The sequence below is a fragment of the Paenibacillus sp. J31TS4 genome, assembly GCF_018403265.1.
GTDB lineage: Bacteria > Bacillota > Bacilli > Paenibacillales > NBRC-103111 > J31TS4.
Window position 1 is genome coordinate 507,450 of record NZ_BOSI01000002.1, and the last position, 24,744, is coordinate 532,193.

A 24,744-nucleotide genomic window follows, 5' to 3' on the forward strand; every position below is an offset into this window, starting at 1 on the left:
CCCCGCAGGGAGAGCGTTCGGCTGCGCCTGGGGCGCAGTCATTCGTCGAGGCGGCGCTGCCGGAAGCGGAGCTTCCGGGATTTGCCGGAGGCCCGGAACATGCCGAGGAAGAAGACGACCAGCAGCAGGCAGGCCTCGGCCAGCGAGATTTGACCGTCGTTGGCCCAAAGATAAAGCCAAATATAGACGAGGTAAACATTGACGAACAAGTAATCCAATAAGACCTTCATAGGAGCTCCTTGCCGCCTGGCTCTTCCGGCTGCGGAGCAGCGGACCGGCGGTCCGGGCCGCACGGCCGGAAAGACGGCGTCTTAACTTGATACTTCTATTGTATGCGAAGCCGGCGCTGAACTCAAAGGGAGGGCTTGCTCTTCTTTTGCCGGCGTGTCCTTCGGGCGGAGACGGGGAGGGAGTTCGACTTCCTTTTGGTGGCAGTTCCCTTCGTGGTACAATGGAGCAACCGGAGATTTGAGAGGAATATGACGTTAGGGAGGGATTGGCTTGGCAACATTTGAAGAGCAATTGAATCTGTATGCGGAGCTGGCCGTTCAGGTTGGCTTGAATGTCCAGAAAGGACAGACGATCGTGATCAACGCGCCGCTCTATGCGGCAGAATTCGTCCGTAAGCTGGCGCGCGCAGCCTATGAGACCGGAGCGAAGCACGTCATGGTGGAATGGAACGACGAGGAATTGGGGCGGATCAAGTATCTGCACGCCCCGGACGAAGCGTTCCTCGAATTCCCGGGCTGGCGGGCACAGGGGCTTGAGAAGCTGGCGGAGGAAGGGGCGGCGTTCCTGACGATCTACGCGCCGAATCCGGATCTGCTGAAGGACGTCGATCCGAAGCGGATCTCTGACGCCAACAAGACGGCGATGACCGCGCTCAAGACGTACCGCCATTACCAAATGACGCACCAGGTTGCCTGGTCGGTCATCTCGGTGCCTTCGGAAGCATGGGCCCAGAAGGTATTCCCCGAGCTTCCGGTTGAGGAAGGGATGCAGGAACTGTGGAACTTCATCTTCAAGGCGCTTCGGATCGACACGGGCAACCCGATCGAAGCGTGGCAAAAGCATAATGCAGAGCTCCGTGATTCAAACGGGCTGCTGAACGAGCGCCGCTTCAAGCAGCTCATCTACACGGCGCCGGGAACGGATCTGACGATCGATCTGCCCGACGGCCATATCTGGCTGGGCGGCGCCAAGCGGAACGGCCGCGGCGTCATGTTCAATCCGAACCTGCCGACCGAAGAGGTGTTCACCGTGCCCCACAAAAACGGGGTGAACGGCACCGTCCGCAGCACCAAGCCGCTCGTCTACTCCGGGCAGCTGATCGACGGCTTCAGCCTCACGTTCGAGAACGGCCGCGTGGTCTCGTTCACCGCCGAGCAGGGCGAGGAAGCGCTGGAGCGGATGCTGAACACGGACGAGGGAGCGCGCCGTCTCGGAGAGGTGGCGATCGTGCCTCATGCGTCGCCGATCTCGGCATCCAATCTCGTATTCTACAACACCCTGTTCGACGAAAACGCCTCGAGCCATCTGGCGCTCGGTCAGGCTTACCAGGTCAACATCGAGGGGGGCGGCAACCTGACCGACGAAGAGATGGACGCCAAAGGGATCAACCAAAGCCTCATACATGTCGATTTCATGATTGGCTCGGGCGACATGAACATTGATGGGGTGACGCAGGACGGAGAGCGTGTCCCGCTCGTCCGCAGCGGCAACTGGGTTCGTGAATAGAAGCACGCTTACGGGTAGCTGAACCGCCTGCCGTGTTGCTGATCGGGGAGGAAGGGACTTCCCCTTGTCCCAGCGAAGAGCAGCAGGCTGTCAGGGGCTAAGCGGAGACAATCGATAAGACTTGCAGAAGACAAGGCCAACCGGAGGGGAATCCTCCGGCTGGCTTTTTTTGCGCATGCCGAGCAGGGGACCGGATGGCTTGCCCGAAGGGCCGCGGATATTGAGGATGCGGACAAGGGACCAGTGGCTGCCCCCCGTCTATTCCAAACAGAGGCAAGGTCCGCAAGAGGGAAAAGGGCAAATGAGGCTTTAGAAAAATGGGTCGACAGAGCGGGGGTTCCGTTTTTTCAAGTTTCCTATATAATGGAAGAGATTAGACGGGTCAATAAATAACCTACAGGGACACAATGAGCCCCGGGAGAGGGAGCCAGTTGTCGATTCGTTGGGAAGATTCCTATCTGGGCCAGCTCAGGCAGCAAGTCGGATCCCGCATGCTGATCGCTCCGGCGGTGCGCGCGGTGATCGAGAACCGGGAAGGCGAGCTTTTGCTTGTGAAACGCCGAGACAACGGCGAATGGGTGATGCCGGCAGGCGGCCTGGAGCTGCATGAATCCATTATGGACTGCCTGAAGCGGGAGGTGAAGGAGGAAACGGGGCTAAACGTGCTGACAGCTCAGCTGTTCGCTCTGTATACAGAACCCCGATTCGAGTACACCAATGGTTACGGGGACGCGAACAAGCTCTTTTCCTGTGTCTTCCTGGTCACGGAGTGGGATGGCGCCCTGCTTCGCGAAACGGACGAAACGACGGACGCGGCATTCTTCCCTCCGGATCGTCTGCCTGAACTGCCGGCCCTGTATCGGGAGACGCTGGCCGATCGGAATCGATTCCGGCTGGAGGGTGACGTCATTGTCAAATAATGAGATACTGGAAGAAAAGGGAAGCTCGCTCCTGCCGGGAGCGATCCGATTCGGGAGGCATGCCTATGAGGGGAAAAGGAACGGCGTCGGATCGGTGGCCGGCCATACGAAAGAAGGGAAGACTGCGGTATGTCCTAACGAGAGGGCTGGGAATGGCGGCCATCGTGTATGGCGCCTGGGCAGCGGCGACGCTCCTGTGGGACCGCGGCCGGTTTCCAGAGGAGACCGCAGGAGGGCGGTTTGTGATCTACGCCTTGCTGTATGCGGCCTGGGGATGTGTAACGGCAGTCTATACCTGGCGGGCAAGGGAGAGAAGATTCCAGGCGCAGCGGGAGCTGGAAAGGAACGACCCCTTCCCCAATTACCTCGCCAAGGAGGACGCCGACCGGCTCGGCTGATCGGGCGGCCGAGCCGCGCAGGCGGCTCCAGGAACGGGAGTCAACTTATGAAAAGGTGGGAACGCGGTGAGAAATCATCCCAGCTATCGGAATGAAGGATGGATAAGAGTAATCGGGTTGTTCATTGGCTTAACGGTCCTATCCTTTTGCCTCATGCTGGCGGTAGGCTCGCTGCTGGGCGGTGGCGTACCGGCGACTTACTGGTGGTCATCGGCCTCGTCCTCTCGCTGCAGCTGTCGTTCCTGACGGCCTGTGTCCTGGTCAGGCGTCGCTAGAGGGCAGTTCAGCAGCGTCTGGCAGACCGTCCTCGGATGCCGGCAGGATGGGCGTGCCGCCGGGAATCCGCCCGATTCCGGGACAGAAGAAGGCGGCCTATGTCCGAGCTACCGACATAGGCCGCCTTCTGCATGAGAATCATGCGATTTGAGTTTCAAGAAAAGGGAGGAAGTAAGGATGAACTTGACTTCCACGCAGCGAGCTGTGCTGCTATCGTTAACTACGGAATGGCAGACACCGATCCAGATTGCTAATGAGCTTCCAGAAGCATCGGGAGAATTAGCGGAAGTCCAGCAGGCACTTAAGGACCTTTTGCTAGAGGGACTGGTGCAGACGAATCCCGTTGTATTGGGGCTATATCGACTAACGGCAGACGGCATAACGAGAAAAGATTTAGCATGAAGTGGGAACCAATGAAAGAAAGCCACCGGTTGTTTTTGAGTTTAATGAGAGGGTCGATCTTCCTTGAGAATCGCGATGATTGAAAAAGAACAAGCCTGGCAGCTGCGTCATCAGGTCATGTGGCCGGACAAGGATTATGATTATATCAAGCTGAAAGAGGATGACGAAGGGACTCACTATGGACTTTTTGAGGGGGAGGACCTTCTCTCGGTCGTATCGCTCTTCATTCGCGGGGATCAGGCACAGTTCCGAAAATTTGCTACCCTGTCCTCTCAGCAAAAGAAGGGCTATGGAAGCAAACTCCTGAACTATGTACTCAGCGAAGCCGAGCGCCTGGGTGTTAAGCGGATATTTTGCAATGCGCGAGTGGAGAAAGCAGCGTTTTATGAGACATTCGGACTGTCTAAAACAGACGACACTTTTCAGAAAGGCGGCAAAGAGTATATCGTGATGGAACGCTTCTACTAAGGCGTGGAAAAAGGGGAAAGCGAATAGATGAAAACCTGTCTATACATGGTCAGGCACGGAGAATCCCCCAAATCCGAAGGGAACGAAAGAACACGCGGACTGACGGAAAAAGGAAATGCGGATGCCCAGCATGCAGCCCAATTGTTGAGGAAGGAAGGGATTGACATCTTCCTCTCCAGCCCTATCGAAGGGCCATCTTGACCATAGAAGGACTAGCCCAGTCTCTTGGCAAAGAGGTGCTGGTGATCGAGGACCTAAAAGAAATAGTCTTTCACGGTGATGACAAACCACTTCCAGACAAGGAAGTGATTCCGTTAGTAAAAAAGATGTTCGCAGACCGAGAGTTTTCGCTGCCTGGCGGAGAATCGTTTGCGGATTGCTATAACCGTATCGTTCCTATCCTGAATAACTTGATAAGCAGGTATAAGGGGCAAAAGGTGGCTATTGGCACTCACGGCGTCGTGATGACCATGATGATGGGATCCTTCGATCGCCAGTTTGACTTGGACTTTTTATTAACAACTTCTAAACCTGACATTTACAAGCTGGAATTCGACGAAGGAAGACTAACAAAAACAGAGAGACTTTGGTGCGGAATTCCAGCCTGATTCCATATAGCTAACGGATCACTCAGCTCAAGGAACCAGCGGCAGTCGTGGACTTTTTTTCTAGTCCATGGGCTGCCGCTATTCGTTTCTACTCTAATTCAAACACAGAGGTTCTGCTGATGATCGTTCCGTTGTTTTTTCCTTCACAAATTTCCTTCATTGAACCGGGTTTGTCAAAGCTGACGACATGCATCGGCAGATTGTAATCTCTTGCTAATAGGAATGCCGACTGGTCCATGACTTTTAAATTGTGCTGCAAAACATCGTTATAGTGAAGGGATTTCACCTTTTTTGCGTTTTGGTCGATCTTCGGATCAGCGTTAAGAACGCCGTCCACCCCCTGTTTTGCGACCAAGAGGGCATCGCAGTTCACTTCAATAGCCCTTTGAACGGAAGGATAATCCGTGGTCACATAAGGCTGGCCGTTCCCGCCTGCGAAAATCACAATATATCCCTTCTCCAGGTGGTGAATCGCTCTTAATCTAATGTAGGGCTCCGCTACAGAAGTGATGGGGTTGGCCGTCATAACTCGAACTTCTTTCGTTGTTTTGGCTTTTAAGACCCCTCGCAGCATGAGGCTGTTGATAACAGTCGCTAGCGTACCGATATTGTCAGCTTCCGCGCGTTCTATTCCCCAGCTGTCGGCCATATTCCCACGGAAGATGTTGCCTCCGCCGATAACCAACGATACCTCGACCCCCAGGTTTACAACGGACAAGATCTCGTTTGCAATGTGATCCAATCGTTCCGGCTCGAACCCAAACTCCGAGCGGCCTGCAACGGCCCCGCCGCTTAATTTGATTAGAACCCGCCTGTATCTCATTAGACACCTCCCGATAATTAAAAAAGACACTAAAGCAAGAGATGCTTTAGTGTCTTGGAAACGGGAATAGGAAGCTTAATCAGGAGTCTGGGAATGGCCTTACGCACTCGCTTCATCCTTCCACTTCCTTCCAGTTTCTATCAATTAGAGATTATAGCGCAGTTTATTCTTCTCATGCAACCTTTGCGATGAGAGGAGCTTCTTATGCAGTTGTAGTCTCTCATGGCCCAGAAATCGCCTTATAAGGAAAAAACCTGGTTCTCTCGACCTGTTCCGAGGAAAGCCGGGCTTAGTCGGTTCGTTTCGCCGATTAGCGGGATGGGTAAACAAATGGGGAGAAATGGATACAAGGAGGAGATTCGCATGGAGAACAAAAAAATCGTCGGTGTGTTCGAAACGGAACAAGAAGCCTCCCGTGCCATTGAAGCCTTAAAAAACGAAGGATTCCGCACCGAGGATATTTCGGTCGTGGCCAAAGATAAGAACGAAGTCGAGTCGCTGAGCGAGGAAACCAAAGTGAAGGGGCTGGACGGCGCAGCGACCGGGATGACGGCCGGCGGGGTGCTGGGCGGCGTAACCGGTCTCATGGCCGGGCTCGGCGCACTGGCGGTGCCGGGCGTTGGGCCGCTGCTGGCGGCAGGCCCGATTGCCGCCACGCTGACCGGAGTGACGATAGGCGCGGGTGCCGGCGGGCTGGTCGGCGCTCTCATCGGACTGGGTTTGCCCGAAGCCGAGGCCAAGGAATATCAAGGCTACGTCGACAAAGGACATTTCCTCGTTCTGGTCGACGCGGATGTCGTGCGCGGCAAACGAGTTCATGAGATTTTTGAAACCAACCGCTCGCTGATCGCGGAACGGCACGGCTCAACCGACCGCGCGAGCGCCGGACAAGCCGATGTGAAGGAAGGCCCGGTCGATCACGCAAAGCCCGGCATCAACGAGATGAACGGGACGGAGACCGTTTACGGGACGGGAGCCTATCCAAAGGATGGCACGGCTCCGGATGCGGGGTGGGCAGACCGTCCGCCGGGAACCGGCATGGACGGGTATAGGGAAGAAGAGGCGCGCCGGGAGCATGGCCGTATCCGGGCGTCACACGATCCGAGCGAGGGAACGGGGCGCGGCTAGACCGTGAGCAGCCGTTCTCGAATATAACACGTGCATCGTACGATAAGCCCGTCCGGAATGGACGGGCTTTCGTGTGTCTGCGGAGCACAGCCGGCTTCACTTTGGGGCGGTGAAGCGGCTGTTTGGTAGGTGTTGCCGGTTGCAGTATAATGTAGGCGGATGCTATTACGATCAAACCGGCCCCTGCGAGGGACGGAAAAAAGGAGAACGATACAAGATGCTGGATCCGAGACTTACCAAACTGGCGGACGTCCTCGTCCGCCATTCGACCCGCATTCAGCCGGGCGACAATGTCCTGATCGAAGCGACCGGCATTGACAACGCGCTGGTCAAAGAACTGGTGCGCCGCGTGCACGAAGCCGGCGGACGGCCCTATGTTAATCTGAGGGAACAGGCGGTCACCCGACAGCTGCTGCTGGGCGCGACCGAGGAGCAGCTCAAGACGTGGGCGGACTTCGACACCTACCAGATGAAGCAGATGCAGGCGTACATATCGGTCCGCGGAGGCTCGAACATCAACGAGATGGCGGACGTGCCGTCGGACAAGATGGGGATGTATTCCTCGCTGTACACCCATCCGGTCCATCTCCAGACACGCGTGAAGGAGACCAAATGGGTCATCCTCCGCTACCCGACGCCTTCCATGGCCCAGCTCGCCGGACAGAGCACGGAGGCGTTCGAGCAATTCTACTTCGACGTCTGCACGCTCGACTACGGCAAAATGTCGCAGGCGATGGATCCCCTCAAGGCGCTTATGGACCGGACGGACGTCGTGCAGCTGAAGGGGCCGGGAACCGATCTGACCTTCTCGATCAAGGGGATCGGCTCGGTCAAATGCGCCGGTGAGAACAACATTCCGGACGGCGAGGTGTTCACCGCACCGGTCAAGGATTCGGTGAACGGAACCATCTCGTACAATACGCCGACGCCGTATAACGGCTTCACGTTCGAGAACGTCGTCCTTGAGTTCGAGAACGGCAAGATTGTCCGTGCGACGGCGAACGATACCGAACGGATCAACAAGATTCTCGATACGGATGCGGGCGCCAGGTACGTAGGCGAATTCGCGATCGGGGTCAACCCGTTCATCCGCGAGCCGATGAAGGACATTCTGTTCGACGAGAAGATCGACGGCAGCTTCCACTTCACGCCTGGCCAATGCTACGACGACGCTTTTAACGGCAACCAATCGTCGGTCCACTGGGATATGGTCAATATCCAACGGCCGGAATACGGCGGCGGCGAGATCTGGTTCGACGGCAAGCTGATCCGCAAGGACGGCCGATTCGTGCTGCCTGAACTGGAGCAGCTGAACCCCGAGAATCTCAAGTAGCGTCACGCCTCGTCCTCACGGGGCTGCGCTAAACCCGCTCCGGCGGCGGAGACGCCGGAACGCCAAGGAACCTGACAACGGACCTGCAAGTCCGTCGTCAGGTTTCTTTTTTTTGTGCTCCGGGCGGCGGTGCCGGTGCGAGCAGCGGCTCAGGGCCAGGGATAGACAGGAACGGCGAATAGGAGTGAGATCGGCTCCGAGGGCTCGCCGGCGCTATTTGCCGGAAGCCGATGGCAGATCGCCGTTTGTCCAAGCCTCTAGCTGCTTGCCGCTTATCGGAACGTCATGGTGAGCTCGCCGCCGCCTTGCTCCGCCTTCAGCTCGGCCATAGCTCCGTTCACCAGCGTCAGCTGGGGCGGGACATGGCCGATGTCGGCTCCGTAAACGACCGGGATGTTCAGATCGCCGAAGACCGCCTCCAGCGCGTCCGTCAGCTCGAAGTCCTTGGTCGGCGAATACCCGGCGGGTCTGCCGAAGAGGACGCCCGCCGCGCCGGCGAACCAGCCGCACTGCCGCAGCTGCCAAAGGCTTCGGTACAGCTCGGCCGCGTTCATCTCGCAGCTCTCCAAATACCACAGCACCCCGGTATCCGCGCATGTCTGCCGCACGAACGCTTCGACCGGCGCATACGGCGTGCCAGCCAGCCGGCTGATCGTGTCGAGACAGCCGCCGAGCAGACGGCCAGAGGCCCGCTCGGTATGCGCGGCATCTCCCTCGTGTCCCAGCACTGTCCAGGTCGTCGGCGTGTCCAGCTGGAAGCCGGGCTTCGCGAAGTTCCACTCCGCCTGGTAGAGAGCCGAGGATCGCTGCCGTACGCTTCCGCCCGCCGGGGTGCCGAGAACGTCCAGCCAGCGCGCGGTGACAGGGTCCCATTCCGGCGCCCGCAGATCGATATAGTTCGGTCCGTGTGAGGAAGCATACCCCGTCGCGAGCGTATAGGCGAAGGTAAGCGTGCTGATGTCGGAGTAGCCGTGAATCCATTTGGGCGGACTCTGCCGGAGCCGCTCCCAGTCGAGAAGAGGGAGCAGCTCCATCAGGAACTCGCCGCCCCACGGGGGAATGACGGCTCGGATCTCGTCATCCGTCAGCAGCCGCTGGAGCTCTTCGGCTCTCGTTTCCTTAGAGGCGCTGACGCACTTGACGTTCGACCGGAGCGCCTCGCCTTCGACGACGGCGAAGCCCAGCCCCTCCATCCGGCTCTTCGCTTCGTCCAACAAGGGGTGAAGCGTATGGTCTACTCCGCTCGAAGGTGCGGTGACCGCCAGGCGGTCGCCCCGTTTCAGCGGCTGCGGGTATCGGATCGAGTGGGACATGGGTGGTTCCTCCTTTGCTAAGCAGGCACTTTTTTTGTTCCAACCAGTATAGCCGTTCCCCTCGAGGATAAAAAGAGCTTATAAACAAAAGCAGGATGCCGGGGAGGCAGACCCAATTTATGGTATCCTTCTGTTAGCTGGGCCTATCCAAAGGCAGCGAGTAGGTAACTGGAGGAGAGAGACGATGATCTACGTGGTCAGGCACGGACAGACCGACTGGAACAAGGAGGGAAGGCTGCAGGGCAGGCAGGGACTGCCTTTAAATGAGCGGGGAATCGAGCAGGCGGAATCGTTAAGGGAGCAGCTAAGCGGGGTAAGCTTCGCTTCCGTCTATTCCTCTCCCCAGGAGAGAGCCGTGCAGACGGCCGAGAGGATCGCGGGGAAACAAGCCGTCACGGACGCAAGGCTGGATGTATTCGATCTGGGCGAGGCGGACGGACAGTTGAGGAGCAAGGTCACAATGGCGGGCGGCATTCCCGACCCCACGCTGTACTCCGGAGTAGAGGAGATCAGGCTGTTCATCCGGAGAGTGTTCACGTTCATGGACTGGCTGAAGGAGCAGCACGGAGCATCGGGCGAGCCTATACTCATCTCTGGACATAGATGCACGACCGGCTGCATCGGCGCTTATTTTGAAGGAACCCCTCAGGACGGCAATCTCCTTAAGTACTCTTCCTCGAACGGAGAGTATAAGGTTTATCGCTTTCGTTAATGGAATAGCGGCAAAAAAATGCAGGACCGAAGCCCGGCGCTTCCAAAAGCAGGAGTTTGGCAACTTCGTATGGAAATCATGTTGGAAACGGCGGGTGTCCCGTCTACATGAAACGAGGAAATCGAAAGATGGGGATCGCCATTGAGCTGTTTTTGGAAAACCGTGCGGAAGAGGAGCTGAGGGAGATTGGCTCGAGGCTGGCTGCTGCAGGGCTCGGGGAGGACCTGTTCGCACAGGGTACCCGGCCGCATCTATCGCTGGCCGTATATGACGGGGAGGTCGACCTGGACCGGCTGGAGAGCACGCTCCAGGCATTTGCCGCCGAGACGCCGGCCTTGCGGGTGACGATGGCCTCTCTCGGCTGCTTCCGGACGGAGGAGGGCGTCGTCTATGCCGCTCCCGACGTGACGGAGGCGCTCGTCGAGGCGCATGGGGCTTACCATGCGCTTGCGGCCGAGTTCGCGCCCGTCCTGCGCTCGTATTACCGGCCGGGTGCCTGGGCGCCGCACTGCACGCTGGCGATGGGCCTCACGGCCGAGCAGACGGACGAAGCGCTTGTGCGGCTCGCCGAATGGTACCGCCCGGGCGAAGTCCAGGTGGAGACGGCGGCAATTGTCCGGTTCCGGCCGCACCCGATCCGTACGCTGGCACAGTTCCCGATGGGCGGAGGCGGGCCCCCCGCCTGAGACGCCCCCCGGCAGGAAGTGGACAGGCAGGCTGCAGCGAAGCTGCGACGAAGGACGTATTCATTGCACCACCGGGCGCGTCAGGGCAAGTACGCCGGGGGGGAGCGAAAAGGGAGGTAGAACCGATGAACGAACGTATGGAGACGCGCCGGCTGGGCCGGACCGATCACCACAGCTCGGTGGTCATCTATGGCGCCGCCAGTCTCGGCGACGTGACGCAGGAGGAGGCCGACGCCTCCATTCAGTATGCGCTTGATGCCGGCATCAACCATTTTGACACCGCTTCCAGCTACGGGGACTCCGAGCTGAGGCTCGGCCCCTGGATGGGCCGGATCCGGAACCGCATCTTCCTGGCGACCAAGGCGCTGGAGCGCAAGCGGGACGACGCGAAGCGCGAGATCGAACGGTCTCTTACCCGGCTGCAGGTCGACCGGGTTGACCTGCTCCAGCTGCACGCGGTGAAGACGTTCGAGGAGCTGGACGAAGTGACGGCGCCGGGAGGAGCGCTCGAGGCGCTCATCGAAGCGCGCGACCAGGGGCTGACGAAGCATATCGGGATTACGGGCCACGGTCATCTTGCTCCATCGGTCCACCTTGAGGCGCTCCGCCGGTTTCCGTTCGACACCGTGCTGACGCCGCTGAACTTCATTCTGTACAGCAATGCCGATTACCGCCTCGCGTTCCAGGAGCTTGAGACGGAGGTGCGGCACCAGGATGCCGGCCTGATGGTCATCAAGGCGGTGGCACGAGGGCCGTGGAAGAGCGAGGAAGACCGACGCTACGCCACCTGGTACGAGCCCTTCGACGAGCCGGAGTATGTGGACCGCGCCGTCTCGTTCGTTCTCGGCAACAGGACGCTGACCGGGCTCGCCAGCGCCGGGGACATTCACCTGCTTCCCCGGATCGTCGAAGCCGTCAGGCGGCGCCGCGAACTCAGCGAGGAAGAGGTGCGGGAGCTGCTGCGGTCGGCCCCCCGCTACGGCTCGCCGTTCGGGGATTTGGCGACCGGACAGCTGGGAGGCATCCCGTTTCGTTGAACCCGGGCCGGAATTATGTTATGGTATAGAGAGTGAATAGAATACGCTGCACCGGAGGAGCCTGTCATTTGACAGGCTCTTTTTGTCGTTTTCCGGGCATACGAGCAAGAGAAAGGATGGATAGGATGGAACTGATTCTTCAATTGGCCATAATCATTATTTGCACCAAGCTTGCGGGGGATTGGGCGGTCCGGCTAGGACAGCCGTCGGTTCTCGGCAAATTGATCGTGGGGGTTCTGATCGGGCCGGCGGTGCTCAACTGGGTCCAGAGCTCAAGCGCGCTGGAGGCGTTCAGCGAGATCGGCGTCCTGCTGCTAATGTTCTTCGCGGGTCTAGAAACCGATCTTAAGGATCTGAACGAAAACCGCAACGCTTCGGTGGCGGTGGCGCTCGGAGGCATCGTGCTTCCGCTCGCTGCAGGCTACGTTTCGGGACTCGCGATCGGCATGGACATGGGTCAGGCTCTCTTCCTCGGACTCCTGCTGTCCGCCACGTCCGTGAGCATCTCGGTGCAGACGTTCAAGGAGCTCGGCCAGATGAAGAGCAGGGAGAGTACGACGGTGCTCGGTGCCGCGCTGGTCGACGATATCGTCGTCGTCGTCGCGCTCGCCATACTGATGAGCGTCCTCACAACCGCCGATGTCGGGCTCGGGCTTGTCATCGGCAAGAAGGTGTTGTTCTTCGTCCTGATCGCGCTGCTCGGCTGGAAGGCCGTACCGTGGCTGATGCGGAAGCTTGCGCCACTGCAAATTACGGAGCCGGTACTCAGTATCGCGTTGGCGATCTGTCTCTTCTTCTCCTTCACGGCAGACTATTTTGGCGTCGCAGGAATCATCGGCGCATTCGCAGCGGGCATCGCGATCTCGCAGACGGAATTCAAGCATGAAGTGGAGAAGAGACTCGAGCCGGTCGCCTATACGATCTTCGTGCCCGTCTTTTTCGTCAGTATCGGCCTTAATGTAACGTTCGCCGGCCTGTCCGGCCAGCTGCCGATCATTGTCCTGCTGTCCGTCGTCGCGATCCTCTCCAAGCTGGCAGGCTCGGGGCTCGGCGCCAAGCTGACCGGATTCGGCTGGCACTCCTCGGTCACGATCGGGGCCGGCATGATCTCCCGGGGCGAGGTCGCCCTCATTCTTGCCGCGATCGGCATGGAGGCGGGTCTGCTCCTGCCGAGCTACTTCACCACCATCGTCATCGTCGTCATCGTCTCCACGATGGTGACGCCGCCGCTGCTCAAGTATTTGCTCGGCCGCAAGCAACAACCGGAAGCAGCCGGGGCCGGAGCGGAATAATCGGCCCGTCCGCCGCTCATCCTAATCGAGTACCCAAGATGAGGAAGGGGAATCGGAGGACATGCGGCAACACCCGAAGGGACGAGTCGAATTCCGTCAGCCTGCCGTCAAGCTGGTCGCCGAGCTGCCGGACGACGAGGCGATGCGCGAGCGGCTGGAGGAAGCCAAGGAGACCGACGGCTACGAAGGCTCCTGTCTCGTGGATTGGAATACGGAGCGTCAAGACTGATCGCCTCCTAAACAAAGCAAAGACCCCGTTCTCGCACCGGCAAAAACCGGCGAGAACGGGGTCTTTTGGCGGCTAGGCGCGGCTCCGCAGGCGGGCAAATCGGGGCTTCTCCGCCGGTCCGGCCTGTTGGCCGGACAAGCTGCCTTCCGCATCATCCGTGCCGCGCGGCGGAGGACCGGAGATCCGGCTGCCGGATCGATGCCGTTCCCGCCGGAGCCTTGTTAACCAGATAGATGCTGACGGCGATCAGCACGAGGCCGAACACCAAATAAAGGGTGAAAGGCTCCTGAAGGAACAGCGTCCCGCTGAAGACGGACAGGAGTGGCACCAGGAAGGTGAAGGAAGCGACCTTGCTGGCGTCGCCGGCCCGCACGAGCGTGAAGTAGACGATCCACGAAGCCGAGATGCCCAGCACGATGCCGAACAGGAGCCCGGCCACATACGGCGCATTCCACGTTATGGCCGACCAGCTTTCCGTCCAGGCGCCTGCCCCGGTCAGCACTGCTCCTCCAAGGATGCATTGGAGCGCGACGAGCCAGTAAGGATCGACGCGCCCGCTCACCCGCTTCACATAGACGGTTCCGACCGACCAGCCGGCGGCGGTCAAGAGAGCGAAGACGATTCCAACCGCTGCGACATGGCCGTGGAACCCACCCGCGCTGACGACGCCGACGCCGGCAAAGCCGAGCAGCAGCCCGATGACCTTGCGGACCGTCATCGCCTCACCGAGCCACAGCCACGCGAGCAGTCCGACGAGTACCGGCTGCAGATAGACCAGGACGGAGAACAGGCCGGCGGGCATATACTGGAGGCCGACCGTCTGCAGCCCGTAGAAGACGAGGACATTGAAGAATCCGGACGTCACATAAATGCGCCAGTTCGCCCGCCAGCGGATCTTGGCCCGCTGGGGCAGCAGAACCGCTGCCAGCAGAAGGCCGCCGAGAAGCGTCCGCATGCCGGCGAAGAGCAGCGGCGGCGTATAAGGGAGTGCCAGTTTATAAATCGGCCAGGACAAGCCCCAGACCAGCACGAGGAAGGTCAGCAGAACGATCGTTTTCGGTTTGGATAATGAAGACATGATACATCTTAACCCCTTCCTGTTCGCCGATGATGGCAAGACCTTTATCTTACTCCCGGACGGCGCTTGCAGGCAAATAGAAAAGAACGGCAAACTAGCGGAATCATGGGCCGATTTCGCTAGTTTGCCGTTCTTTAGGACAGTCGTTCGGACTCACACTCGTCCTTCCGCCGCGAGCCGCCCGTTCAGCCACTCCAGCATGCGGCCGAGCACCTCCGCCCGTCTCGTTTCGTTCTGCAGCTCATGCCGGAAGCCGGGCCAGTCGACGTAGGTGCAGAGAGAGCCGGCGCGCTCCGCGAACGCCCGGCTTGCGGCCTGCGACGTCACCTTGTCGTCGCCGCCGTGCATGACGAGCAGCGGCACGGTCAGCTCGTCCGCGTGAGCAAGTGCCCATTCCCCGGCCCGCCGCATGCCGAAGTAGAAGCCGGCGGAGATTTTGCCATGCCCGAGCGGGTCCCCGTAATACCGTTTCTTCATCTCGGGGTCGCTGGTCAGGTGCTCGGCGTTCATCGGCCGGTTGTTCAGAAACCGGGGATAGACCTTCTCGAGCAGCCGGCCGATGACCACCATTCCGGCTGGTGGATCGAACGCCAGCTTCAGCCATGGCCCCGTGACGATCGCGCCGGTCAGCGCCGGCTTCCGTCTCAGCAAATAATTGAGCGTGACATTTCCACCCATGCTGTGGCCGTACAGGAACCTCGGTACCCCGGGAAACCGCTTATCGGCCTCCTCCAGCATCCGGTCTATCCCTTCGAGGAGCGCCTCATACGAGGGCGCATGCCCTCTAAGCCCCTCCGTACGCCCGTGGCCCCGTTGGTCAAAGGCAAGCACGGCAAAGCCTTCTCCCGTCAGAAAGTCAGCCACATGCTCGTAGCGTCCCGCATGCTCGCCCATGCCGTGCACGATGCCGACGACGGCGCGGACTGTGTCCGCCTTCCCCGGCCACAGCCGGGCGTGCATGCCCGTGCCGTCCGCACACCGCCAAGTCCATTCCTCGCCTGCCATCGCCATCTCTCCGTTTCTTGTCGGACGGGCATTCCGCCCGCCGGAATCGCTTTTAGTCTACCACGGAACGGGGCCGTTCCGCTATCCTGGCAGCGGCGGGCCGGCAGAATAGGAAATTCCACCATGGCGGTTGGTCCATTCCTTTCGGAGCTGTCCGCATAAGATGGCTTTATCTAAGGAGTAAGGGAGGGATACCGAATGGGTATGGGTCACCATGTCAAAAAAATCAAGCTGAAGCCAGGTCAAAAGGTGCTGGTTGTCTGCAAAAAGCACAAGAAGCGCCGGAAGCACAAAAGAAAGCACCACCGTCATCATCTGTTCTGCTAATTGCGCTCAAGGAACGGGGACTGCCGCCTGTCGGAAGTCCCCGTTCTTCTGTCAAGTTGACAAATTCGACAAATCTTTTATAACATAATACACATATTTTGAATCTTCTGACTTATTCGCAAATTCACGTACAGAAAGGAAGGCGACCTATGAAGCAGAGAACCGGCCTCCGTACATGCGGACTTTTCGTTTTGATCGTTCTGTTAGCGCTTTCCGGATGCAGCTCCCGAAGCTCAGAGGGAGGGAGCGGCAAGGTTACGCTCAACCTGGCACTCTGGGACGAGAATTTGAAGGACGTGATCCAGAAGACGGTGGCGGCTTATGAAGCCAAGCATCCGAACGTGCAGGTGAACGTCACCTATACGCCCTTTGCCGATTATTGGAGCAAGCTTAGGACAAGCCTCGCGGGTAAGGGCGGTCCAGACGTGTTCTGGATGAACGGCCCGAATTTTTACCAATATGTCAATTCGGGGCTGCTGAAGGATTTGCAGCCGCTCGTCGAACGGGACAAATTCCCGGTGGACCAGTACACGGAAACACTCGTGGATATGTACACGTACGACAAGCATCTGTACGGCGTCCCTTATTTCCAGGACGTGATCGGACTCTTCTACAACAAGGAGCTGTTCGACCGCAAGAAGCTTCCGTATCCCGACGAAACCTGGACCTGGGACGACATGAAAGCCGCAGCCGAGAAGCTGACCGACAAAGAGAACGGCATCTACGGCATGGTGGCTCCCGCCGCCAACCAGGATGGCTACTATAATTTCATCCACCAGGCCGGCGGGTATATGATCAGCGAGGACAAGACCAAATCCGGCTTCGATCTGCCGGAAACGAAGCAAGCGCTTACGTGGGTCAAACAGGCAATGGACGCGGGCATCTCGCCAACGGCCCAGCAGCAGCTCGAGACTGAGCCGATGCAGCTTTTCGGCTCCGGCAAAGCCGCCATGCTGCCCGGCATTTCGGTTAAAGCGGCGCAGCTGCACGAGCTGCTCGGGGACAAGCTGGCCGTGGCGCCCCTGCCGGCCGGCAAGCAAAAAGCGACGATTGTCCACGGGCTCAGCTGGGCGATGAACAAGAAGACCGCGCACGAGCAGGAGGCGTGGGAGCTTATTCAGGAACTGACCGGCGAGGCGGGCAACAAGCTGGTGGCCGACTCGGGCTTCAGCATCCCGGCCTACAAGGGGACGGAGGGAGGATGGCTGCGCTCGCTGCCGTCGCTCAACCTCCAAGTATTCGTCGATAGTCTCAAGTTCGGCGTTCCGTATCCGATCTCCAAGAGCACGATCGAATGGCAGGACGTGGAGACCAAGGAGATCCAGAAGGCCTTCATGGGCAAGACGACCATCGACGAGGCGGCGGACAAGACCGCCCGCCGGATGAACGAGATCCTTGCCAAGGAACGCGAAGGCTAGAAAAGGGAAAGAGGGCGAAACCAATACTATCGAATGGGTGGTGACAGCATGAGGAATACGAAGAATCTGACGGCGCCGGGCAGCGCCGGGCACGAGGCCCGGGAGAGAATCGTCCGGCGCAAGCGCTCCCGCATGGCGGTGGAGGAGGCAATCTGGGGTTACGCGTTTATCGCCCCGGTCGTTCTAGGACTCGCGCTCTTCTATACGCTTCCTTCGATCGCGTCGCTCGGCTTTTCCCTAACCAAGTGGGACGGGCTGTCGACGCCGACCTTCATCGGCCTGCAAAACTTCGCCGATCTAATGAAGGACGAGCAGTTTCTCCGCTCGCTGGTCAATACGTTAGCGTTCACTTTCATCTCGGTGCCCCTCAGCGTCTTCCTGGCGACCTTGCTGGCGGTGCTGCTGAACGCGCCGATCAAAGGGCGGCCGGTTTACCGGATGCTTTATTTTATCCCGGTCGTGACGATGCCGATCGCCTCGGGCATGGTCTGGCGGTGGCTGTTCAATTCCGAATTCGGCTTCCTGAACTATCTGCTCGGGCTGGTGCATCTGCCGCAGCCGAACTGGCTGTTCGACGATACGCTCGCGCTCTTGTCCATCATCCTCGTCAGCGTCTGGTCGAGCATCGGGTATAACGCCGTCATTCTGCTGGCGGGGCTGCAGGGCATCTCCTCGACCTATTACGAGGCCGCTTCGCTCGACGGCGCCAGCGCCGTGCGCAAGTTCTTTCATATTACGGTGCCGCTCCTGAGCCCCAGCCTGTTCTTCGTGCTTGTCATCTCGCTCATCAACTCGCTCCAGGTATTCGACCTGATCTTCATTATGTTCGGGAAGGACCAGACGATGCTCGACGCGACGCGAACCGTCGTCTTCGGCGTCTGGGAGAGCGGGTTCAAGTATTTCAATATGGGCTATGCGTCTGCACAGGCCTGGATTCTGTCGGTGTTCATGCTGCTCATGACCGCCCTGCAGATGTATCTGCAAAAAAAATGGGTTCATTACGAATAAGGAGGGGAGATCATGCAGCTTGCTGCCAAGACCAGACGTCAACCGTTCGCCATTCATCTGCTGCTGCTTCTGGGCGCCATTGTCATGCTTCTGCCCTTCTTCTGGATGCTCTCGACCTCGCTCAAGTCGTTCGGGGAATCGATGCAGATTCCGCCGACCTTTCTCCCGCACGAATGGCATTGGGAGAACTACATTAAGGTTTGGGAGAAAATCCCGTTCGGCAGCTACTTTCTGAATTCGGTGCTTGTCACGCTCGGCCGGACGGCCGGCCAGCTTGTGCTCTGCTCGCTTGCCGCCTACGGCTTTGCCCGCCTCCAGTTCCCGGGCAAAAACATTCTGTTCTTCGGCATCCTCACGGTGCTGATGGTGCCTTCGCAGATCGTCCTCATCCCGAGCTTCTTCATCATGCTGAAGCTGGGCTGGCTGGATACGTTCTATGCTCTGATCGTGCCCGGCATCTTCAGTGCCTTCGGGACGTTCCTCCTGCGGCAGTTCTTCCTGTCGCTGCCCAAGGATCTCGACGAGGCGGCCAAAATCGACGGCTGCTCGATCTTCGGCATCTTCTGGCGCATCTATCTGCCGCTGTCCAAAGCGGCGCTCGTCTCGCTCGCCATCTTCACGATTCTCGCGTCGTGGAACGACTTCTTCTACCCGCTCATCATGACGAGCTCGGATACGATGCGGGTGCTGCCCGTCGGCATCGCGACGTTCCAGGGGCAGCACGCGACTGATTATCCGCTGCTCATGGCGGGGGCAATGATGGCCGCGCTTCCGATGATTCTGCTGTTTGTCCTGCTGCAGCGCTACTTTATCGAGGGCATCGCGCTCACCGGGATGAAGGCGTAGCGCTCTTGCAAGCTCCCGGGGGAGGGCGGACGAGTTGTCCGCATCTGCCGGCCGCCTGTCCTTCCGCGAGGCCTGTTCCGCGGAGGGACAGGCTTTTTTTGTGCCGAGCGGCGGGACGACCGCGGGGCCAGCCGGCCATTTCCAGCGGCGGGGGCTGCGCGATCATGGTAGACTTGGGAGACGGCACATTTTTTTTCGGAGCAAGCTGATACAAACAGGGGACGGAGACCGTCTTCCTTATAGCTGCAGCCGAAAGGAGGCAAAGGAAATGGAGATTCCGGAATCCCATCAATTCCGAACTGTATTCTACGAACATTATCCGGTGGTCAGACGGAAGCTCGTCGCGCTCGTGCGGGATGAAGCGGCGGCGGACGACCTGGCACAGGAAGTGTTCCTTAAATTGTACCGAAACCCGCCCGACGACCCCGGGGCGCTAGGCGCATGGCTGCACCGCGTGCTCACAAGGGCCGGCTACGATTATTTGGACAAGAAAGCAAGGGAGCGGCGGCTGCAAAGCAAGCAGGAGCTGCTGTTCGAGGGAGAGGGAGCTCCCTCCGGCGAGGAGGAGCTGCTCCGCCTAAGCGAGCAGGAGGAGGTACGGAACTGGCTGGAGGAGCTGCCCGAGCGAGACCGGCAGGCGCTGCTTCTCCGGTATTCCGGTTACAGCTACGAGGAGATCGCCCAGCAGCTGGATATGCGCCAGCCGCTGGTCGGCACGATGCTGCACCGGGCGACCAAGAGACTCCGCCAAACTGCCGCCAAAGCGATGCCGCAGAGGGACTAAGGTCCTTTCATTTAGAAAAGGAGGACGATCAAGGATGCCAACCAATCCATTCGATCCTAATGACGACAAGCTGCGAACGGACGAGGCCTGGAAAAAGCTGCAAAGCAAGCTTGGCGACGAGCCGGCCCATCCGCGATGGGCGTCCTGGCCGGCGGGCCGGGCGGACGGCACGGCCCTTGCCTCGGAAGGCGGCCAGCCTGCACGGGGAGACGCAGGGAGCGTCTCTATACCGGCAGCGGGCGAGAAGCCCGAGCCGCTGGCACCGACGCTCGGCCGGACACAGCCGACGGCCGAAGAGCGGTCCGAGCGGCGCAGAGGGAAGCGGCGCCGCAAATGGGTGCTGGCCGCCGCGTCGGCGTGCCTGTTCGGAGCGATTCTGGCGACGCCGGTGGGCAACAACGCGCTTGCCGCTATATTGAACCAATTCCGGATGCAAGAGATGACCGTCGTCAAGGAAGACGAGCTGATGAATCTGTTTAACCGCGTGACCGAGGGCCAGCGCGCCGAGGCCTTGAACCGATTCGGCACGTTTACGAACGAATCGGGGGCGCTGTCGGGGCCAATGTCCAAAGACCAAATTGCCGGCAAACTCGGCTTCCGTCCGGCGGGCGAGCCGACAGGAGAGGAAGAGACCTTCTACGTCATTCCCTCTCAGACGCTGAGTCTCCGACTGGACGTCGATGAGGTGAACAAGGCGATGAAGCGCCTCGGGGCAAGCATGCTGCTGCCGGCTTCGATAGGGGGCAAGCCGATTACGCTGAACGTTCCCGAAACCGTCAGCCTGCAGCTGCGCAGCAAGGAACGCGAGTGGGCTTCGTTTACGCAGAGCAAGCTGCCGACCGTGACCGTCGATCCGTCCATCCCCGTGGAGGAAGCGCTGGACGCCGTGCTGCAGTTCCCGCTGCTGCCCGATCATCTGAAGACGGGGCTGCAGAAGAGCAAGATTCTGGCCGGTGAGCTGCCGGTGCCGGTCGTATCCGACGGAGTGATCGAGCAGATCACGTTGAACGGAACGAAGGTGCTGCTCCAGACGAACGATTACGGCAACGAGGTTCGCTTGGACGCCACCTGGGTGAAGGACGGCCGGCTGTACTCGCTGAACGGCGGCAACGTGTATATGACTAAAGAAGCGATGCTGAATAAAATTAAGGAGCTGATGGCTTCATGACGACAGCGGCAATCGACGCGGTCGGCTTGACCAAGGAATACGACAACGGCCGCGGCTGCCGCGACGTCACGCTCGCCGTAGGGAAAGGGGAAGCCTTTGGCTTCCTTGGCCCCAACGGGGCGGGCAAGAGCACATTCGTCAAGATGCTGGTCGGCCTCATGACTCCGACGCGGGGAGAAGCCCGTCTCCTAGGAGAGCCGATCGGCTCGCTGGCAGCGAAGCGGTATATCGGATACCTGCCAGAGCTGTACCGGTACCAGGAATGGTTGACGGGAGAGGAAGTGGTGCAGCTGCACGCTCGGTTATGCGGCGTGGACCGGGCAACCGCAGCCCGGCGGATTCCGGAGCTGCTGGCGGAGGTCGGCATCGGGCTGCGGGGCCGGGACCGGGTCAAGCATTACTCCAAAGGGATGCAGCAGCGTCTCGGGCTTGCCTGCGCGCTCGTGAGCGATCCGCCCATCGTCTTCCTGGACGAGCCGTCGTCCGCACTCGACCCGATCGGCCGGATGGAGGTTCGCGCTCTGCTGGAACGGCTGAAGGAGCGGGGCAAGACCATCTTCCTCAACTCGCATTTGCTGGAGGATGTGGAGGTGCTTTGCGACCGGATGGCGCTCCTCAACAACGGAGAGGTACTGCGGCAGGGCAAAGTTTCGGAGATGCTCCAGGAGCGGGTCCGCTGGCGGTTTCGGGTCAGCGGATTTGCTCCTGTTCTGCTGACCTGGCTGCGGGAGGAGACTGGCCTCCCCGTTACGCTCGCGGAGGAGAGCGGGAGAATGCCCGCCGGCGCGGGCGTAGCGGACGCCGTCTGGCTGGAGGCGGAGCTTGAGAACGAGGAGCAGGTCGGCTGGCTGAACGCGCTCATCGTCGGGCAGGGGATGACGCTGTACGAAGCCATGCCGATTAAGGAACGGCTCGAGGAGTGGTTCATGAGCGCGGTCTCGGGACTGAGCCACAGGGGGGAACGCGGATGAAGACCATTATCCTCATGACCTGGAAGGAGCTGCTGCGCAAGCGGGTCATGCTGCTGACGCTGCTGCTTACGATTCTGTTCCTGGCCGCCTTCTGGTTCTTGGCCAAAACGCTTGGACACGAGGCGAATTCCTACTCCGGCTTCGACCCGAACGGGGGACAGGCGATTGTCCAGCGCTTCTCCATCGGCTCGTTTACGCTGATGCTCGGCTTCTTCTTCGGCTCCTTCGTCATCGCCTTCCTCTCGATCTTCAGCTCGTTCTCCTCGGTCGCCGGAGAAGCGGAGCAGGGAGTTTTCCAGGCGCTGCTGCCCCGGCCGGTGCCGCGTTGGCATTGGTACGCCGGCCGCTGGGTCGGCTATGTCTCGCTGGGAGCCGCCTATGCGCTGCTCCTGTTCGCAGCCATCGTCGTGATCACGGGCCTGTATGCCGCCGTGCCGAGAGACGCCGCTTCCCTGGTCAAGGCGTATCTGCTGTTCGCTTCGGCCGTTCCTCTGCTCGTGTCCGTCTCCATGCTGGGCTCGTGCTACTTTTCCGCGCTCGGCAACGGGGTGTTCATGACGATGCTGTATGGAGGAGGCTGGCTTGGCGGCATGATCGAGAAGGTGGTCTCCTCGCTGCCGCTCGAGGAGCCGGTCCTGCGCTCGCTGTCGACGATCACCGGCCTGCTCTCGCTGGCGATGCCGGTGGACGGCTTGCAGCGCAAAATGCTCGACGCGCTCTTCCATCTAAAGGAGCTGCAGGGGCTTATTTCGCTCGGAGACGGCCCCCTCGGCCTGTTCGGCGGCCAAATCCCCTCCGGCTTGTTCGTCTGGTATGCGGTGGCTTATATGGCTGCCGCACTCGCGCTGGGTCTGCGCGCGTTCCGCCGCAAAGACTTCTAGCCTCCAGCCGTCCGCGCCGCTGTAGAGCAGCCGGACGGCCGGACGGCAAACAGCCCTTCGCTTCGAGCCGAAGGGCTGTTTGCCGTGCGTGCGCGGCGGAAGCGGACATGCTCGCGATCAGCTTAGCGAGACAGGATCCGGGGGGCCGTCCGCTGCGGAGGCGGCTTCGGCCGCCCCTTGCCGGATCGCGTCCGGCCGCTCGAACCGGAGCCAGGCGAGCGCCTCGTCAAGCGCGGGATCGTGCGCCTCGCAGAGGGACAGCCGGCTCGGCGAGACGAGCCGGTCGGGGACGATGCCTACGCCTTCGAGCGGGCTTCCGTCCGGCAGGTAGACCCGGCTCGTTCCGATCCGGACCGACATGCCGTTCTTGAATCGGTAAGTAAACGATTGGCCGGCGGAGCCGCGGGTCGGCTCTCCGATGAGGAGCGCTCTCCCGTTGTCCCGGAATGGGAGAGCGAACTCCTCGGCCGCCGAGCCGGTGCCGCGGTCCGTGAGCAGCACGAGCGCTCCGTCGTACGCGGCCGGATCGGGCTTGCGGGAAGCCGGACGCAGCAGCATGCCGGCATCGTAGTAGGCGGTGTCGAGGCCTTTGGCGGCCTGCAGCGCGTGAATGCCGATCGTGACGGGCGTCGATTCGGCCCAGAAGCGGTACGGCCGGTCCATTAGCGCCCGCACCAGCTTCTCGGGCGTTAGGCCGCCTTCGCTGCCGCGGATGTCGACGATCAGGGCAGGAGCATGCTTGTGCGACTGGACCAGAGCGAGCGCCTCCTCTTCGCAGGCCGGATCGGCGAAGCTCGGGATGCGCAGGAGGGTAGCCGTCCGCTCGTCGTCCGCCCAGCGGATAGAGGGGCGGAGAGACGGGAGGCGGTGCGGGTCCGGCTCGCCCTCTGTCCGGTCGACGTGCAGCTCGCGGACTTCGCCGTCCGGCGTTTCGAGCCGGATGCGGAGGACGGCTGGGACGGCGAAGGCCAGCATGTCGAGCAGCCGGCGCTTGGCCGCCTCCGGGTGCCCCGCTGCATAATATTGCCGGAGCGCGGCGAACCAGTCGTCCAGCGACCGATCCTCTATAGTAAGGATCGCATCCCCGATGGAGATACCAGCATGCCGGCTGGCCGTTACGACCCATTCGCCTCCAATTGGCACCGCCGACAGGCCGAGCGGAAGAGGGGCATGCTCAGGAGAAGGAAAGAACGCGGTCTGCCCGTTATTCAGCCGGGCGAGGAAGCGCATCAGCTGAAGCGTAAACCGCATCGGGTCCTCCAGCTGTGCCGTCTCCTGGAGCAGCTTGACGTACTCCGCGTCGAGCTCCTCCTTGCGGAGAGGGGACGCCTCCCAGTGGGCGAAGTAAAGCGAGATGGATTGGTAGACCTTGGACAGGATGAACAGCCTGTCCTCGGGAGCGAGGCGAGGTGGTACGGTAGCCAATCGGGTCACCGCCTTTCCACAACAGTTTTCCCCATGGTAGTATGAAAATGGAAACGGTGTCAATTCACAAAACAGAGGCTATCGTTGAAGAAAAGGAGAGGGGTTCATGCCGAGAAGCGGGAAATTTGCGTGGACGTGGACGATCAAGGAGGAGCATTTGGAGGACTATATCCGGATGCATCTCGAACCATGGCCAGAAGTATTGGAAGAACACACGAAAGCGGGGATCACCAATTATTCCATCTTCCAGAACGGCAACCAATTTTTCTACTGCTTCGAATGTGGGGACGTAGAGGCTGCGTTCGCTTACATGGCCGACAGCGGCCCCTGTCAAAGGTGGAACGCCATAACCTCCCAAATGGTAGAAGGATCCTTCGACTTTAAGGAGGCCGCTCCCATCAAACCGTTACCGGAAGTGTTTTATTTGCCTTAACCTGCGGCAGGGTCGTGAAATGTCCAGTGGGCTTTCAC

The 24,744-nt window shown here is 60.0% G+C and carries 27 protein-coding genes and 1 pseudogene; 22 read left to right on the plus strand and 6 right to left on the minus strand.

Going from position 1 to position 24,744, the window contains the following annotated elements; genetic code table 11:
* Positions 1 to 38: 38 nt before the first annotated feature.
* Positions 39 to 230, minus strand: a complete 192-nt coding sequence (locus KJS47_RS13150) for a hypothetical protein (protein ID WP_213525499.1) — start codon at positions 228 to 230, stop codon at positions 39 to 41.
* A 271-nt stretch (positions 231 to 501) separates the two neighbouring features.
* Between KJS47_RS13150 and KJS47_RS13155 the strand changes: the two genes are divergently transcribed.
* From KJS47_RS13155 to KJS47_RS13180, 6 genes and pseudogenes are all read left to right on the plus strand, one after another.
* Positions 502 to 1,737 (plus strand): aminopeptidase, encoded by a 1,236-nt coding sequence (locus KJS47_RS13155; RefSeq protein WP_213525500.1) that lies wholly within the window; start codon positions 502 to 504, stop codon positions 1,735 to 1,737.
* Between the two features lie 431 nt (positions 1,738 to 2,168).
* The gene (locus KJS47_RS13160) at positions 2,169 to 2,657 is read left to right on the plus strand and encodes an NUDIX domain-containing protein (RefSeq protein ID WP_213525501.1); all 489 of its coding nucleotides are present in this window, start codon (positions 2,169 to 2,171) and stop codon (positions 2,655 to 2,657) included.
* Between the two features lie 65 nt (positions 2,658 to 2,722).
* Positions 2,723 to 3,055: a hypothetical protein gene (locus KJS47_RS13165; RefSeq protein ID WP_213525502.1), complete on the plus strand. Its 333-nt coding sequence runs from the start codon at positions 2,723 to 2,725 to the stop codon at positions 3,053 to 3,055.
* A gap of 453 nt (positions 3,056 to 3,508) precedes the next feature.
* Positions 3,509 to 3,733: a hypothetical protein gene (locus KJS47_RS13170; RefSeq protein WP_213525503.1), complete on the plus strand. Its 225-nt coding sequence runs from the start codon at positions 3,509 to 3,511 to the stop codon at positions 3,731 to 3,733.
* Positions 3,734 to 3,796: 63 nt separating this feature from the next.
* Positions 3,797 to 4,201, plus strand: coding sequence for a GNAT family N-acetyltransferase (locus tag KJS47_RS13175; RefSeq protein ID WP_249716349.1), 405 nt, complete (start codon positions 3,797 to 3,799; stop codon positions 4,199 to 4,201).
* A 27-nt stretch (positions 4,202 to 4,228) separates the two neighbouring features.
* Positions 4,229 to 4,809: pseudogene (locus KJS47_RS13180) on the plus strand (histidine phosphatase family protein).
* Positions 4,810 to 4,897: 88 nt separating this feature from the next.
* On the opposite strand, the gene pyrH reads toward KJS47_RS13180, so the two are convergent.
* Positions 4,898 to 5,632, minus strand: a complete 735-nt coding sequence (gene pyrH / locus KJS47_RS13185; protein ID WP_213525504.1) for a UMP kinase — start codon at positions 5,630 to 5,632, stop codon at positions 4,898 to 4,900.
* Between the two features lie 363 nt (positions 5,633 to 5,995).
* Between pyrH and KJS47_RS13190 the strand changes: the two genes are divergently transcribed.
* Positions 5,996 to 6,760 carry a general stress protein gene (locus tag KJS47_RS13190; RefSeq protein WP_213525505.1) on the plus strand — a complete coding sequence of 255 codons (765 nt, stop codon included), beginning with the start codon at positions 5,996 to 5,998 and terminating at the stop codon, positions 6,758 to 6,760.
* 217 nt (positions 6,761 to 6,977) lie between these two features.
* The gene (locus tag KJS47_RS13195; RefSeq protein ID WP_213525506.1) at positions 6,978 to 8,093 is read left to right on the plus strand and encodes an aminopeptidase; all 1,116 of its coding nucleotides are present in this window, start codon (positions 6,978 to 6,980) and stop codon (positions 8,091 to 8,093) included.
* Positions 8,094 to 8,365: 272 nt separating this feature from the next.
* Here the strand turns inward: KJS47_RS13195 and KJS47_RS13200 are convergent, their stop codons facing one another.
* A complete protein-coding gene (locus KJS47_RS13200; protein ID WP_213525507.1) occupies positions 8,366 to 9,406 on the minus strand; it encodes a S66 family peptidase in 1,041 nt (346 codons plus the stop codon).
* 184 nt (positions 9,407 to 9,590) lie between these two features.
* Here KJS47_RS13200 and KJS47_RS13205 point away from each other — a divergent pair, with 184 nt between their 5' ends.
* From KJS47_RS13205 to KJS47_RS13225, 5 genes are all read left to right on the plus strand, one after another.
* Positions 9,591 to 10,118, plus strand: a complete 528-nt coding sequence (locus KJS47_RS13205; protein ID WP_213525508.1) for a histidine phosphatase family protein — start codon at positions 9,591 to 9,593, stop codon at positions 10,116 to 10,118.
* 128 nt (positions 10,119 to 10,246) lie between these two features.
* The gene (locus tag KJS47_RS13210) at positions 10,247 to 10,804 is read left to right on the plus strand and encodes a 2'-5' RNA ligase family protein (RefSeq protein WP_213525509.1); all 558 of its coding nucleotides are present in this window, start codon (positions 10,247 to 10,249) and stop codon (positions 10,802 to 10,804) included.
* A gap of 125 nt (positions 10,805 to 10,929) precedes the next feature.
* A complete protein-coding gene (locus KJS47_RS13215; RefSeq protein ID WP_249716350.1) occupies positions 10,930 to 11,841 on the plus strand; it encodes an aldo/keto reductase in 912 nt (303 codons plus the stop codon).
* A 125-nt stretch (positions 11,842 to 11,966) separates the two neighbouring features.
* Positions 11,967 to 13,133 (plus strand): cation:proton antiporter, encoded by a 1,167-nt coding sequence (locus tag KJS47_RS13220; RefSeq protein WP_213525510.1) that lies wholly within the window; start codon positions 11,967 to 11,969, stop codon positions 13,131 to 13,133.
* A gap of 61 nt (positions 13,134 to 13,194) precedes the next feature.
* Positions 13,195 to 13,362: a hypothetical protein gene (locus KJS47_RS13225; protein WP_213525511.1), complete on the plus strand. Its 168-nt coding sequence runs from the start codon at positions 13,195 to 13,197 to the stop codon at positions 13,360 to 13,362.
* 151 nt (positions 13,363 to 13,513) lie between these two features.
* Here KJS47_RS13225 and KJS47_RS13230 read toward each other — a convergent pair whose 3' ends face one another.
* The gene (locus KJS47_RS13230) at positions 13,514 to 14,440 is read right to left on the minus strand and encodes a DMT family transporter (protein ID WP_213525512.1); all 927 of its coding nucleotides are present in this window, start codon (positions 14,438 to 14,440) and stop codon (positions 13,514 to 13,516) included.
* A 153-nt stretch (positions 14,441 to 14,593) separates the two neighbouring features.
* Complete coding sequence (locus KJS47_RS13235; RefSeq protein ID WP_249716352.1) at positions 14,594 to 15,445, minus strand: alpha/beta hydrolase; 852 nt, start codon at positions 15,443 to 15,445, stop codon at positions 14,594 to 14,596.
* A 198-nt stretch (positions 15,446 to 15,643) separates the two neighbouring features.
* Here KJS47_RS13235 and KJS47_RS24260 point away from each other — a divergent pair, with 198 nt between their 5' ends.
* From KJS47_RS24260 to KJS47_RS13270, 8 genes are all read left to right on the plus strand, one after another.
* The gene (locus KJS47_RS24260; protein ID WP_283772076.1) at positions 15,644 to 15,772 is read left to right on the plus strand and encodes a hypothetical protein; all 129 of its coding nucleotides are present in this window, start codon (positions 15,644 to 15,646) and stop codon (positions 15,770 to 15,772) included.
* A gap of 149 nt (positions 15,773 to 15,921) precedes the next feature.
* On the plus strand, positions 15,922 to 17,190 hold the full coding sequence (locus KJS47_RS13240) for an ABC transporter substrate-binding protein (RefSeq protein ID WP_213525513.1): 1,269 nt from the start codon (positions 15,922 to 15,924) through the stop codon (positions 17,188 to 17,190).
* 48 nt (positions 17,191 to 17,238) lie between these two features.
* On the plus strand, positions 17,239 to 18,198 hold the full coding sequence (locus tag KJS47_RS13245; protein WP_213525514.1) for a carbohydrate ABC transporter permease: 960 nt from the start codon (positions 17,239 to 17,241) through the stop codon (positions 18,196 to 18,198).
* Positions 18,199 to 18,210: 12 nt separating this feature from the next.
* Positions 18,211 to 19,044 (plus strand): carbohydrate ABC transporter permease, encoded by an 834-nt coding sequence (locus tag KJS47_RS13250; protein WP_213525515.1) that lies wholly within the window; start codon positions 18,211 to 18,213, stop codon positions 19,042 to 19,044.
* 268 nt (positions 19,045 to 19,312) lie between these two features.
* Positions 19,313 to 19,828: a sigma-70 family RNA polymerase sigma factor gene (locus KJS47_RS13255; RefSeq protein WP_213525516.1), complete on the plus strand. Its 516-nt coding sequence runs from the start codon at positions 19,313 to 19,315 to the stop codon at positions 19,826 to 19,828.
* Between the two features lie 34 nt (positions 19,829 to 19,862).
* Positions 19,863 to 20,996, plus strand: coding sequence for a hypothetical protein (locus tag KJS47_RS13260; RefSeq protein WP_213525517.1), 1,134 nt, complete (start codon positions 19,863 to 19,865; stop codon positions 20,994 to 20,996).
* On the plus strand, positions 20,993 to 21,967 hold the full coding sequence (locus KJS47_RS13265; protein ID WP_213525518.1) for an ABC transporter ATP-binding protein: 975 nt from the start codon (positions 20,993 to 20,995) through the stop codon (positions 21,965 to 21,967). The genes KJS47_RS13260 and KJS47_RS13265 overlap by 4 nt, the downstream gene beginning before the upstream one ends.
* Complete coding sequence (locus KJS47_RS13270) at positions 21,964 to 22,848, plus strand: ABC transporter permease subunit (RefSeq protein ID WP_213525519.1); 885 nt, start codon at positions 21,964 to 21,966, stop codon at positions 22,846 to 22,848. The genes KJS47_RS13265 and KJS47_RS13270 overlap by 4 nt, the downstream gene beginning before the upstream one ends.
* 117 nt (positions 22,849 to 22,965) lie before the next feature.
* Here the strand turns inward: KJS47_RS13270 and KJS47_RS13275 are convergent, their stop codons facing one another.
* Positions 22,966 to 24,273, minus strand: a complete 1,308-nt coding sequence (locus tag KJS47_RS13275; RefSeq protein WP_213525520.1) for a S41 family peptidase — start codon at positions 24,271 to 24,273, stop codon at positions 22,966 to 22,968.
* 106 nt (positions 24,274 to 24,379) lie between these two features.
* On the opposite strand from KJS47_RS13275, the gene KJS47_RS13280 reads away from it, so the two are divergent.
* Complete coding sequence (locus KJS47_RS13280) at positions 24,380 to 24,706, plus strand: L-rhamnose mutarotase (RefSeq protein ID WP_213525521.1); 327 nt, start codon at positions 24,380 to 24,382, stop codon at positions 24,704 to 24,706.
* The last annotated feature ends 38 nt before the right edge of the window (positions 24,707 to 24,744 follow it).